This is a genomic window from uncultured Blautia sp., from assembly GCF_902497045.1.
Classification (GTDB): domain Bacteria; phylum Bacillota; class Clostridia; order Lachnospirales; family Lachnospiraceae; genus Blautia_A.
Map to the genome: position 1 here is coordinate 1 of NZ_CABVDF010000072.1, position 11,949 is coordinate 11,949.

Sequence of the window (11,949 nt, forward strand, 5' to 3'; positions counted from 1 at the left end):
TCTGTGAGAAGCATTAAAAAGCATAATAAATAAAGGAGAAAATCCATATTTACTTGTGCAAAGAGTATTGAAAAACTTGTAAAAATGCTATAAACTATAACCGAATATGTGTAAAACAGATGAGATTTTCTGTACTGACATCAGGAAATCTGGAAGATGGAGGAATAAAATCATGGCAGAAAAAAAGATCAAAACCATTGGTGTATTGACCAGCGGCGGTGATGCGCCGGGAATGAATGCTGCGATTCGTGCTGTAGTCAGAAGAGGCTTGAGCAGCGGATTGAATGTAAAAGGTATTTATAAAGGTTATAACGGGCTTTTAAACGAGGAAATCATAGATATGTCTGCCAAAGATGTATCAGATACCATTGAGCGCGGAGGTACCATCCTGTATACTGCACGCTGTGCAGAGTTCCGTACTCCGGAAGGACAGGAGCGCGGTGCAAAGATCTGCAGAAAGCACGGGATCGACGGCCTTGTTGTAATCGGTGGAGACGGTTCCTTTGCAGGTGCTCAGAAGCTTGCAAACCTGGGAATCAATACCATCGGCGTTCCGGGAACCATTGACCTGGACATTGCCTGTACTGAGTATACCATTGGCTTTGATACAGCCGTGAATACAGCTATGGAAGCAATCGATAAAGTCCGGGATACTTCAACTTCCCATGAGAGATGCAGTATTATTGAGGTTATGGGACGTAATGCAGGATATCTTGCCATGTGGTGCGGTATTGCCAACGGTGCAGAAGATGTTCTGATTCCGGAGAAGTATGATTATGATGAGCAGAAGCTGATCAATAATATCATTGCCAGCCGTAAGGCGGGAAAGAAGCATCATATCATTGTAAATGCAGAGGGTATCGGCCATTCAGAGGCCATGGCAAAGCGTATTGAAGCGGCTACAGGAATTGAAACACGTGCCACTATTCTTGGCCACATGCAGCGCGGCGGAAGTCCTACATGTAAAGACCGTGTTTATGCTTCCATGATGGGAGCACTTGCCGTGGATCTTCTGGTACAGGGCAAAACCTGTCGTGTAGTAGGATATCGTCATGGAGAGTTTATTGATTTTGATATCAATGAGGCTCTTGCAATGAAGAAAGATGTTTCTCCGTATATGTGGGAAGTATGCAATTCTCTTTCTCATAATTATAAAAAACAGTAAGTCAGATACAACGGAGGTCACCATCAGGCGGCCTCTCTTGTGTATAAAGGAGTTTTATCAATGATCACCAGTTTGCAGAACAGTCAGGTAAAAAATATCATAAAACTGAATCAGAAGGCAAAAGCACGAAAAGACCAGGGCCTTTTTATCGCGGAAGGAAGGAAGATGTTTCTGGAGGCGCCTCTTTCCTGGATCGATAAGGTTTATGTATCGGAATCCATGGAAAAGGACGATGAAGTAATGGAAAAGGCTTCCCGTACATCCTGGGAGGCAGTTGCCGATTCTGTTTTTCGTCAGATGAGTGATACACAAACGCCTCAGGGAGTAATGACAGTCCTGCGCAGACCGGCTTATCAGCCGGAAGATATTCTGAAAAAGGAACAGCCGCTTCTTGTTGTTCTGGAAGATCTCCAGGATCCGGGAAATGCGGGAACGATCTTCCGGACAGCAGAGGGCGCCGGTGTGGACGGGATCTTTCTTACAAAAACCTGCGTGGATATTACCAATCCCAAGGTGATCCGTGCGACTATGGGATCTATTTACAGAATGCCTTTTGTATATGTAGAAGATGTGGTATCATTAAAAGAAAAACTTCAGGGCAGAGAGATCCGCTTTTTTGCCGCACATCTCCGGGGAGAAAATGCCTACCATGAAGAATCCTATCAGAAGGGAACGGCATTTCTGATTGGAAATGAAGGAAAAGGTTTGACCGATCAGGCGGCAGAAGCTGCAGATCGTCTCATCCGGATCCCCATGCGCGGACAGGTGGAATCTCTGAATGCAGCCATGGCAGCCGGGATACTGATGTATGAGGCTGCAAGACAGAGAAGAGGATGATATCCGTCTGATCATGGTACCTGAAAGGCTTTTGCGGAAAGGAGGAACTTTATGGACTTTGTTATGGGGCCTTTTATATGGCTGGGACTTGTGGCGGTTTTTCTGGTCATTGAAGCGCTTACGGTAGGGTTGACTACCATCTGGTTTGCGGGAGGTGCGCTTGTGGCGGCTCTTGCCGCATGGGCAGGAGCCGGACAGGTGGTACAGTGGATTCTGTTTATAACTGTGTCTTTGGTGCTTCTGATCTTTACCAGACCGGTTGCTGTCCGGTATATGAACCGAGGTGTGGAAAAGACCAATGTGGAACGTCTGATCGGACAAAAAGCAATTGTCATTCAGAAAGTAGATAATCTGGCACAGACCGGACAGGTCAGAGTCGGAGATGTAGAGTGGATGGCAAGAACAAAGTCGGACGATGTTCAGATTCCGGAGAAAGCAGTTGCAGTGATCAAAGAAGTACAGGGTGTGAAACTAATTGTAGAAGAAGTTAAGGAGGGTTAAACATGGGATTTTTGATTTTTATTATTATCATAGGAATTCTTGCGCTGCTGATTGCAGCTTCCTGTATCAAAATTGTGCCTCAGGCATATGCAATTGTTCTGGAACGGCTGGGCGCTTATAAAACAACCTGGAATACAGGAATCCATTTTAAGATGCCGTTTATTGAGCGTGTTGCCCGTAAAGTAAACCTGAAGGAGCAGGTGGTGGATTTCCCGCCGCAGCCGGTTATCACCAAGGATAATGTTACTATGCAGATCGATACGGTTGTATTTTTCCAGATCACCGATCCGAAGCTTTTTGCTTACGGAGTGGAAAATCCTATTATGGCAATTGAGAATCTTTCTGCTACAACGCTTAGAAATATCATCGGTGACATGGAACTTGACGAAACGCTTACTTCCCGAGAGGTGATCAACACAAGAATGAGAGCGTCTCTGGACGTTGCTACAGATCCATGGGGCATCAAGGTAAACCGTGTAGAACTTAAAAATATCATTCCTCCGGCAGCAATCCAGGATGCTATGGAGAAACAGATGAAGGCAGAACGTGAACGCCGTGAAGCAATTCTTATTGCAGAAGGTGAGAAGAGATCCACAATTCTTGTTGCAGAAGGTAAGAAACAGTCGGCTATTTTGGATGCAGAGGCAGAAAAACAGGCGGCGATCCTTCGTGCAGAAGCTCAGAAAGAACGTATGATCAAGGAAGCAGAAGGCCAGGCAGAGGCAGTGCTTAAAGTGCAGAATGCCAATGCGGAAGGTATTCGTATGATCAGAGAGGCCGGTGCAGATCAGGCAGTTCTTACTTTGAAGAGTCTGGAAGCATTTGCAAAGGCTGCTGACGGAAGAGCGACCAAGATCATTATTCCTTCAGAACTGCAGGGAATAGCAGGTCTTGCAGCATCTCTGAAAGAATTTGTGACAGATGATAAAAAAGAGATATTAGAAAAGACAACTTCGGATCAGAAGTAAAAAGAATTGCGGATCACAGTTGTTTCAGGTATGAGGAGAGGATTATTATGAACTTAAAAGGAAGAAATTTTTTAACACTGAAGGACTTTACACCGGATGAGATCACATATCTTATCGATCTTGCAGCAGATCTTAAGGCAAAGAAAAAAGCAGGAGAGCTTCACGAATATTATAAGGGAAAAAATATTGCTTTGATCTTTGAAAAAACAAGTACCAGAACCCGGTGCGCTTTTGAGGTTGCAGCTCATGATCTTGGAATGGGAAGCACCTATCTGGATCCTTCAGGATCTCAGATCGGCAAAAAAGAAAGTATTGCCGATACAGCCAGAGTTCTTGGAAGAATGTATGACGGAATCGAATACAGAGGATTTGGGCAGGAGATCGTGGAAGATCTTGCAAAATATGCAGGAGTTCCTGTATGGAACGGTCTTACCAATGAATATCATCCTACCCAGATGCTTGCAGATATGCTGACCATTCGTGAGCATTTCGGACATCTGGCAGGTATTCGTCTGGTATATATGGGTGACGCCCGCTATAATATGGGAAATTCTCTTATGATTGCCTGCGCGAAACTGGGTATGCATTTTGTGGCATGTACTACGGAGAAATATTTCCCTGATAAGGAACTGGTGGAGCTTTGCAAAGGCTATGCGGCACAGTCCGGCGGAAGCATTACTCTTACTGAGGATGTGGAAAAAGGAACAAAAGGCGCTGATGTGATCTATACAGATGTATGGGTATCCATGGGAGAGCCGGATGAAGTGTGGGAAGAGCGTATCCGTGAACTGACTCCGTATAAGGTAACGAAAGAGATTATGGAGAATGCAGGAGAAAAAGCTATTTTCCTTCACTGTCTGCCAGCATTTCATGATCTGAAAACAAAGATCGGCAAGGAAATGGGAGAAAGATTTCATCTGACAGACATGGAAGTGACAGACGAGGTTTTTGAGTCTGCTCAGTCTCATGTATTTGATGAAGCAGAAAACCGTATGCACACCATCAAAGCTGTGATGGTGGCTACTCTGGGAGAGCCGGAGAACAGATAATGTACGATCAGGAAACAATCTTAAAAAAGATCAGAACAAAATGGGCGGGCAAAACCGTCCATTTTGCAAAAGAAACAGATTCTACAAATGAATGGATCAAAAGACTGTCACAGGATGGAGCTCCTCACGGTACTCTGGCTGTGGCAGAATTTCAGTCAGCAGGAAAAGGCCGTCTGGGAAGAAGCTGGCAGGCACAGACAGGAAGCTCTGTGATGATGTCACTGCTTTTAAGACCGGATTTTGAACCACAGTATGCTTCTATGCTGACCCTTGTTATGGGCATAAGTGTGGCGCAGGCGATAGAAAAACTGGGAGTCAGTGTTTCTATTAAATGGCCAAATGATGTGGTGGTTTCCCGCAAAAAGATCTGCGGGGTCCTGACAGAAATGCGTCTGGACGGAATGAAGATACGAGATGTGATCATCGGTACCGGTATTAATGTAGATCAGGAATACATAGAGCAGGACCTTCAGGATAAAGCTACTTCTCTTTATCTGGAAACGGGAAAACATTATGAACGCACTGATCTGATCAGCCTTGTGATGGAAGCGTTTGAAGAAAATTATGAAAAATTTATACAAACCTGCGATCTTTCTGCAATGCTTAATGAATATAACCGGCTTCTGGCAAACAGAGATCAGGAAGTGCGGATATTGGATAAAAAGGAGCCATGGGAGGGAACAGCTCTGGGAATCAATGCTCAGGGGGAACTTCTGGTAAAGGATGGAGAAGGAAAGATACAAACAGTGAGAGCAGGAGAGGTTTCAGTAAGAGGTCTGTATTCTTACGTGTAGATCCTGCCCCGTAAGCTGTCGGCAGGATAGATGTCTTTGACAGGGACAACAGAAATGTGTGTTGCAAAGTAAGAACGCCCGGGCGTTCTGGAAAGATGAAGGAGGTACTTATGTATCAGGATAAGATTGTGCTCTGCGGCGCAAGCGCTTATGAGCAGAAATATTATTTTAACCAGGATTTTAATTCTCTTCCCGAGGCAGTAAAACAGGAACTTCAGATCATGTGTGTTCTTTATACAGAAGAGATTGGCGGAATCCTTACATTGGAATTTGATGATGATGGAAATCTTCAGTTTAAAACAGAAGCTCTGGATGCAGACGCTATGTATGATGAAATTGGAAGTGTTCTGAAGATCAAAAAACTTCAGGAAGAGAAAAGGGAGCTTCTGGAATCTCTGGAAATGTATTATCGAGTTTTCTTTCTGGGAGAAACGCCGGAAGAAAATAGTTTAAAAGAGGAATCCACAGACAGCGGAAAGCTTTTGGGGGATTCTGTGGATAACGGAGTCTGATCTATGGAAATGCGGTGGAAAATCGGCAGTGTAGAAATAGACAATCCATTTGTGCTGGCTCCCATGGCAGGAGTTACAGATCTGCCTTTCCGTAAACTTTGCAAGGAGCAGGGGGCAGGTCTGATCTGTACAGAAATGGTCAGTGCAAAAGCAATTTCTTTCCATAACAAAAATACAGAAGCGCTGATGGAAATCGATTCTTCCGAGCATCCGGTGTCTCTTCAGCTGTTTGGCAGTGAACCGGAGCTGATGGCAGAAGTTGCAAAAAGTATTGAGGACAGACCTTTTGAAATTCTGGATATCAATATGGGATGTCCGGTTCCCAAGGTAGTCAATAATGGAGAAGGATCCGCTCTTTTGAAGGATCCGAAGCTTATTGGTAAAATTATAAAGGCAGTATCAGCTGCAGTGAAAAAGCCGGTGACGGCAAAGATGCGTATCGGATTTGAAGGATATCCTGTGGATCCGGTGGAAATTGCAAAGATCATGGAGGATTCCGGTGCGGCAGCGATTGCTGTTCATGGAAGAACCAGGCAGCAATATTATTCTGGTCAGGCAGACTGGGATACCATACGAAAAGTAAAAGAAGCTGTCCGGATACCGGTGATCGGAAACGGGGATGTAGATTCTCCGGAAAAAGCAGAAGCGCTTTTAAAAGAAACCGGATGTGATGGGGTAATGATTGGTCGTGCAGTAAGAGGAAATCCTTGGATTTTTCGTGAGTTGAATCATTATTTCCAGACAGGAGAAAAGATGCCCCGACCTTCAGCAGAAGAAATACGGGAAATGATTCTTCGACATGCCCGTATGCAGATTGAAAAGAAAGGTGAGTTTACCGGAATCCGGGAAATGCGTAAGCATGTAGCCTGGTATACGGCAGGTATGCGCCACAGCGCAGCTCTTCGCAGAGAATCGAATTTAATTGCAGATTATCGGGAGCTGGAAGTGCTGCTTGATCATCTGAAAGATTAAAAAACAGCCATCGGTTATTGCCGATGGCTGTTTTTTAATATTTTAGATACCTGATGTAAGGAAGATCCTGCGATTGTATTTTTTCAGGACAACGGCTAAAATACTTCCAAGAACTCCGCAGGAAATAATTTCTCCAATTCCTACAGTTGCCATTAAAAATGGGATAGGGAGAAGAACTCCGTAGGCAAATCGGAGAACAAAAGGAACTACAAGCGTATTTGCCAGAATCGGAGGCAGAACAGCCAGTTTCTGGAAATGATTTCTCATGGCATAAGTTCCAACCGCACCGATCAGAGTTGCGAGGCTTCCGCAGATGATATCCGGAAGAACGGCTCCTCCGAGGATGTTGCCGATCAGACATCCCACGAACAGTCCGGGGATGGCAGCCGGAGTAAAGATCGGAAGAACTGTCAGCATTTCTGCAATACGGATCTGAATTTCTCCGAAGCTGATAGGGGCAAACAGTGCTGTGAGCACCACGTAGATAGCTGCGATCATGGCAGCCTGGGTCAGGTAAGATACATTTTTGTTTTTCATATTCTGTTTTCTCTCCTTTAGTTTTGTTTTACGAGTGGAAGGTCACGAACACTCGATTCATTTAACGCCGGGAATCGGCGAAAGCCCTGTAAGACCTTGTTTTTGCGGGCTTTTAACGTGAGCTAGTATAGCACAGATTTTTGGTGGATGCAAGGAGCTGACAAAAGAAAAACACAGTTATCCTTCTGAACGTTAAACTCCCGGGTTTTGTGCTTGACAATAAAGGCAGATTTGGGTATAATACTAAAATTGTGAATATCCTAGAATAATACTGCCCTTTAGGCGGTAAAATGTATCTGGGAGCAAGGTCCAATAGCACTATAGATATTGAAAGGGAGTAAGGTAATATGGAAGAAAAGAAAAACTTACTAACTTATGCAGGACTTAAAAAATTAGAGGAAGAGCTGCATGATTTAAAGGTAGTAAAAAGAAAAGAAGTAGCAGAAAAGATCAAAGAAGCCAGAGAGCAGGGTGATCTTTCTGAGAATGCTGAATACGATGCAGCGAAGGACGAGCAGAGAGACATCGAGGCACGTATCGAAGAAATCGAAAAAATCCTGAAAAACGCAGAAGTAGTTGTAGAGGATGAAGTAGACCTGGATCGTATTAACGTTGGCTGCAAGGTCAAGGTCTATGATTATGAATTTGAGGAAGAAATGGAACTGAAGATTGTAGGTTCCACAGAAGCAAACAGTCTGGAAGGTAAAATTTCCAATGAATCTCCTGTAGGAAAAGCGCTAATCGGTGCACATACAGGTGATGAAGTTGAAGTAGAGATGCCGACAGGAATCATGAAATACAAAGTGCTCGAAATCCAGAGAAACGTGTAGCGAGGAAGAAAAGAAAGCACGAACGAAGTGAGTATTTTCTTTCACCCGAGCGTACATCGACGAAATAAGAAGTCCGTAAGGACGCCGCCTGCGAAGCAGGGAAATTTCGGAGATGAGAGGAAGGAAAGAAAGCAGCTAATGAAGTAAATATTTTCTTTCCCCCGAGCGTACATCGATGAAATAAGAAGTCCGTAAGGACGCTGCCTGCGAAGCAGGGGAATTTCGGAGATGAGAGGAAGGAAAGAAAGCACGAACGAAGTAAATACAGAATATTTATAAAAACAAGGAGGTACGGAAGTGGCAGAACAGAAGAAGCAGCAGGAGCAGGATCTGAACCAGTTGCTGAAGGTCCGCCGGGAAAAGCTGGCAGATCTGCAGGCAAACGGAAAAGACCCGTTCAAAATCGTAAAATATGATGTGACACATCATAGCCAGGAAATTAAAGATCATTTTGAAGAGCTTGAAAATCAGACAGTTACAATAGCGGGCCGAATGATGTCCAAACGTGTAATGGGTAAAGCTTCTTTTTGTCATGTACAGGACCTGGAAGGCAGTATCCAGTCTTATGTGGCAAGAGACAGTCTGGGAGAGGAAGCTTATAAGGATTTCAAAAAACTTGACGTAGGTGATGTGATCGGCATCAGAGGAGAAGTTTTCCGTACAAAAACAGGAGAAATCTCTATTCACGCTTCAGAAGTGACTCTGCTGTCCAAGAGCCTTCAGATTCTTCCGGAAAAATTCCATGGTCTGACAAACACAGATCTCCGCTATCGTCAGAGATATGTAGACCTTATTATGAATCCGGAAGTAAAGGATACATTTATCAAACGTTCTAAAATCCTCAGTGCGATTCGTACCTATCTGGCAGGGGAAGGCTTTATGGAGGTAGAAACTCCTATGCTGGTTTCCAATGCAGGCGGCGCTGCAGCAAGACCGTTTGAAACACATTTCAACGCTCTTGATGAGGATCTGAAGCTTCGTATTTCTCTGGAACTTTATCTGAAGCGTCTGATCGTAGGCGGACTTGAAAAAGTATATGAAATTGGTCGTGTATTCCGTAATGAGGGTCTTGATACCCGTCATAATCCGGAGTTTACACTGATGGAACTTTACCAGGCATACACAGATTATCACGGCATGATGGATCTGACAGAAAATCTTTATCGTTATGTAGCTCAGACTGTTCTTGGAACAACAAAGATCGTATACAACGGTATTGAGATGGATCTGGGCAAGCCTTTTGAACGGATTACTATGCTTGATGCAGTTAAGAAATATTCCGGTGTGGATTTCAATGAGATCCATACTCTGGAAGAGGCCAGAGCAGCTGCAGATGAGCATCATGTTGCATATGAGGAGCGCCATAAAAAAGGTGACATCCTGAATCTTTTCTTTGAGGAATTTGTTGAGGATCATCTGATTCAGCCTACATTTGTTATGGATCATCCGGTTGAGATTTCTCCTCTTACCAAGAAGAAACCGGACAACCCGGATTATGTAGAGCGTTTTGAGTTCTTTATGAACGGCTGGGAAATGGCAAACGCTTATTCCGAGCTCAACGACCCGATCGACCAGCGCGAGCGCTTCAAGGCACAGGAAGAGCTTCTTGCACAGGGAGATGAGGAAGCAAATACAACAGACGAAGACTTTATGCATGCACTTGAGCTTGGTATGCCGCCTACAGGTGGTATCGGCTTTGGTATCGACCGTATGTGTATGCTTCTGACTGATAGCCAGGCGATCAGAGACGTTCTTCTGTTTCCGACAATGAAGACTCTTGGTGGTGCAGAGAACAAAAAAGCATCTAAGCCTGAAACAAAAACCGAAGAAAAACCAGCGGAAAAAATTGATTTTTCCAAGGTGAAGGTGGAGCCTCTGTTTGAGGAATTTGTTGATTTTGAAACTTTCAGCAAGTCTGATTTCAGAGCAGTGAAGGTAAAAGAATGCGAAGCAGTTCCGAAGTCTAAGAAACTTCTGAAGTTCGTATTAGATGACGGAAGCGGAGAAGATCGTGTAATCTTAAGCGGAATTCATGAGTATTATGAGCCGGAAGAACTGGTTGGAAAAACCTGTATCGCGATCACAAACTTACCGCCAAGACCAATGATGGGAATTGATTCCTGTGGTATGCTGATCTCTGCAGTACATGAGGAAGATGGTCATGAAGGACTTAATCTGCTGATGGTAGACGACAGAATTCCGGCAGGAGCAAAGCTGTATTAAAATTAAATATAAAAATCGAAACAAGAGCACTTCTTAGAGTTGATCTAAGAGGTGCTTTTTATATTCAGAAATCGGCATTTATGAGAAGACAGGTTCTTTTTATTTATAGAAAAGAAGGAGGACAGGAAATTGAGCAGAGCAAAATCCCAAATATGAATCCATGTCACTGGAAGAACTGAAAGCCAACATGTAAAAATAACTGGAACATGCGATTCATAACAAAAATATTCTTGAATAGAGGAAGAAACTGGTGGAGCGAGGGACAAAGCTGATCAGGGAATTTCTGTTAGGACGATGCGTGATGTAAGAAACCGGATGAAGAATGAGCTAGAGTATCGAATAAATGAGAGCAAATGCGGGTTTTTATAGATACCTTATCTGTTGTCTGCCAGTGTATGAATACTTTTAAGTATCAGGAATAAGTAAAAGTAGATTGACAGAAAATATAGAAAAGCGTATTATAATAATAAAAAGGTGGGATTTCCCACCAAAATGCTTAAATAGGGAGGTGTTGATAATGGAAGCAATGAAGGATTATGTTGCCCATCTGGATAACAAAAAAAGGATTACCCTCAGAGGAGCTGCTTATCAGTATTACAACGTAAAAGAATACGGAAATGGCTGCATTATTCTGGAACCTCGGGAACTGGCAGTGCCAGAGAGCATTTCAGCCAGAACTCTGGCAGATATGGATCGTGCAGTAAGTAACTTTAAGAGAGGTGATGTTTCTCCAGCTATCGACCTGTCAGATTTTTAAAAGGAATAAGATATGAACTTTAATATACGAATGGGAATTCCTGAAATGCAGGAACTTTGGCTAAATCTGCAGGAGAAATATCATTCTGGAAATATAAAAAAGAAGGAAGAACAGTTGTATAAAAAATGGGGAAAGGCTTTAAAGCTGTTGTCGGCTGATCCGGGTTATCCGAGTCTTCAAACCCATGAAATAGAGCCATTATCCAGACGTTATGGAATGAAAGTGTGGCAATCTTATCTGGAAAATAAAACCAGTGGCGCAATGAGAATGTACTGGGTTTATGGACCAGACCAGAAAGATATTACAATTATCGGACTGGAACCACATCCGGAAGATAAGAAAAATGGCGCATACGACCGAATTTCACTGTCGGATTTGTAGAACAAAACTGAATATGGAACAAAAATACAAGCAGTTAGTCTATGAAAAATAGGTTAGCTGCTTTTTTCATGCAGAAAAGGAGGTGCGGTGTATGGGATATGCACGTAAAGATGTAGAGAAAACAAAGAAAATAGCAAAGAAATTCGTCCGTTATCAGGAAGGGGCAGAGCTTTACAGCATTGGGCTGACGAAATTCCAGGAGCTGGCGAAAGAAGCCAAAGCAGTGTATAAGATTGACAAGGTTGCTCTTGTAAACTGTGAGATATTTGAAAAGTATCTGGAGACATTCCGGATTGCGTAGGGAAGAAAAAATTGTGGAAGGACGAAAAACAGGGATTGACTTTTTGTCATACGAAAACTATAATGAAGATGTGGAGGAATAAGAACAGATATGGCGAAGACAGGAAGACCAAAGTCGGAAAA

Annotated in this window: 14 protein-coding genes; 13 read left to right on the forward strand and 1 reads right to left on the reverse strand. The window is 43.4% G+C overall.

Translation table 11 applies throughout. The features are described from left to right. The first annotated feature begins 172 nt into the window (after positions 1-172). The 8 genes from pfkA to dusB all read left to right on the forward strand — a co-directional run bounded on the left by pfkA (position 173) and on the right by dusB (position 6,798). Positions 173-1,165 carry a 6-phosphofructokinase gene (gene pfkA / locus RDS42_RS07060; protein ID WP_177297441.1) on the forward strand — a complete coding sequence of 331 codons (993 nt, stop codon included), beginning with the start codon at positions 173-175 and terminating at the stop codon, positions 1,163-1,165. Positions 1,166-1,225: 60 nt separating this feature from the next. Continuing rightward, positions 1,226-2,002, forward strand: coding sequence for an RNA methyltransferase (locus RDS42_RS07065; RefSeq protein WP_308783016.1), 777 nt, complete (start codon positions 1,226-1,228; stop codon positions 2,000-2,002). 51 nt (positions 2,003-2,053) lie between these two features. Then, positions 2,054-2,503 (forward strand): NfeD family protein, encoded by a 450-nt coding sequence (locus RDS42_RS07070; protein WP_308783017.1) that lies wholly within the window; start codon positions 2,054-2,056, stop codon positions 2,501-2,503. A 2-nt stretch (positions 2,504-2,505) separates the two neighbouring features. Continuing rightward, positions 2,506-3,471: a stomatin-like protein gene (locus RDS42_RS07075; protein WP_308783018.1), complete on the forward strand. Its 966-nt coding sequence runs from the start codon at positions 2,506-2,508 to the stop codon at positions 3,469-3,471. A 47-nt stretch (positions 3,472-3,518) separates the two neighbouring features. Then, positions 3,519-4,520, forward strand: a complete 1,002-nt coding sequence (gene argF / locus RDS42_RS07080; RefSeq protein ID WP_308783019.1) for an ornithine carbamoyltransferase — start codon at positions 3,519-3,521, stop codon at positions 4,518-4,520. Further along, complete coding sequence (locus RDS42_RS07085; protein WP_308783020.1) at positions 4,520-5,314, forward strand: biotin--[acetyl-CoA-carboxylase] ligase; 795 nt, start codon at positions 4,520-4,522, stop codon at positions 5,312-5,314. Before argF ends, RDS42_RS07085 begins: the two co-directional genes overlap by 1 nt. A 110-nt stretch (positions 5,315-5,424) precedes the next feature. Continuing rightward, a complete protein-coding gene (locus RDS42_RS07090) occupies positions 5,425-5,826 on the forward strand; it encodes a DUF6145 family protein (RefSeq protein ID WP_308783021.1) in 402 nt (133 codons plus the stop codon). 9 nt (positions 5,827-5,835) lie between these two features. Next, positions 5,836-6,798 (forward strand): tRNA dihydrouridine synthase DusB, encoded by a 963-nt coding sequence (gene dusB / locus RDS42_RS07095; RefSeq protein WP_369124212.1) that lies wholly within the window; start codon positions 5,836-5,838, stop codon positions 6,796-6,798. Positions 6,799-6,840: 42 nt separating this feature from the next. Here the strand turns inward: dusB and RDS42_RS07100 are convergent, their stop codons facing one another. Further along, positions 6,841-7,335, reverse strand: a complete 495-nt coding sequence (locus RDS42_RS07100; RefSeq protein WP_308783023.1) for a QueT transporter family protein — start codon at positions 7,333-7,335, stop codon at positions 6,841-6,843. A gap of 347 nt (positions 7,336-7,682) precedes the next feature. On the opposite strand from RDS42_RS07100, the gene greA reads away from it, so the two are divergent. The 5 genes from greA (at position 7,683) to RDS42_RS07125 (ending at position 11,827) form a co-directional block, all read left to right on the forward strand. Continuing rightward, the gene (gene greA, locus RDS42_RS07105) at positions 7,683-8,165 is read left to right on the forward strand and encodes a transcription elongation factor GreA (RefSeq protein ID WP_308783024.1); all 483 of its coding nucleotides are present in this window, start codon (positions 7,683-7,685) and stop codon (positions 8,163-8,165) included. A gap of 297 nt (positions 8,166-8,462) precedes the next feature. Then, positions 8,463-10,388: a lysine--tRNA ligase gene (gene lysS / locus RDS42_RS07110; RefSeq protein ID WP_308783025.1), complete on the forward strand. Its 1,926-nt coding sequence runs from the start codon at positions 8,463-8,465 to the stop codon at positions 10,386-10,388. Positions 10,389-10,905: 517 nt separating this feature from the next. Beyond that, on the forward strand, positions 10,906-11,145 hold the full coding sequence (locus RDS42_RS07115; RefSeq protein ID WP_005609451.1) for a hypothetical protein: 240 nt from the start codon (positions 10,906-10,908) through the stop codon (positions 11,143-11,145). A 30-nt stretch (positions 11,146-11,175) separates the two neighbouring features. Then, positions 11,176-11,526, forward strand: a complete 351-nt coding sequence (locus tag RDS42_RS07120; protein ID WP_308783026.1) for a hypothetical protein — start codon at positions 11,176-11,178, stop codon at positions 11,524-11,526. 91 nt (positions 11,527-11,617) lie between these two features. Continuing rightward, on the forward strand, positions 11,618-11,827 hold the full coding sequence (locus tag RDS42_RS07125; protein WP_005609464.1) for a DUF6462 family protein: 210 nt from the start codon (positions 11,618-11,620) through the stop codon (positions 11,825-11,827). The last annotated feature ends 122 nt before the right edge of the window (positions 11,828-11,949 follow it).

What these genes read in the sequence shown, in the direction of transcription:
- RDS42_RS07075 (WP_308783018.1), top strand. Translation starts at nt 2,506, where the DNA reads ATGGGATTTTTGATTTTTATTATTATCATAGGAATTCTTGCGCTGCTG.
- RDS42_RS07120 (WP_308783026.1), top strand. Translation starts at nt 11,176, where the DNA reads ATGGGAATTCCTGAAATGCAGGAACTTTGGCTAAATCTGCAGGAGAAA.
- RDS42_RS07070 (WP_308783017.1), top strand. Translation starts at nt 2,054, where the DNA reads ATGGACTTTGTTATGGGGCCTTTTATATGGCTGGGACTTGTGGCGGTT.
- argF (WP_308783019.1), top strand. Translation starts at nt 3,519, where the DNA reads ATGAACTTAAAAGGAAGAAATTTTTTAACACTGAAGGACTTTACACCG.
- greA (WP_308783024.1), top strand. Translation starts at nt 7,683, where the DNA reads ATGGAAGAAAAGAAAAACTTACTAACTTATGCAGGACTTAAAAAATTA.
- pfkA (WP_177297441.1), top strand. Translation starts at nt 173, where the DNA reads ATGGCAGAAAAAAAGATCAAAACCATTGGTGTATTGACCAGCGGCGGT.
- RDS42_RS07090 (WP_308783021.1), top strand. Translation starts at nt 5,425, where the DNA reads ATGTATCAGGATAAGATTGTGCTCTGCGGCGCAAGCGCTTATGAGCAG.
- RDS42_RS07125 (WP_005609464.1), top strand. Translation starts at nt 11,618, where the DNA reads ATGGGATATGCACGTAAAGATGTAGAGAAAACAAAGAAAATAGCAAAG.
- RDS42_RS07085 (WP_308783020.1), top strand. Translation starts at nt 4,520, where the DNA reads ATGTACGATCAGGAAACAATCTTAAAAAAGATCAGAACAAAATGGGCG.
- dusB (WP_369124212.1), top strand. Translation starts at nt 5,836, where the DNA reads ATGCGGTGGAAAATCGGCAGTGTAGAAATAGACAATCCATTTGTGCTG.
- RDS42_RS07100 (WP_308783023.1), bottom strand. Translation starts at nt 7,335, where the DNA reads ATGAAAAACAAAAATGTATCTTACCTGACCCAGGCTGCCATGATCGCA.
- RDS42_RS07115 (WP_005609451.1), top strand. Translation starts at nt 10,906, where the DNA reads ATGGAAGCAATGAAGGATTATGTTGCCCATCTGGATAACAAAAAAAGG.
- RDS42_RS07065 (WP_308783016.1), top strand. Translation starts at nt 1,226, where the DNA reads ATGATCACCAGTTTGCAGAACAGTCAGGTAAAAAATATCATAAAACTG.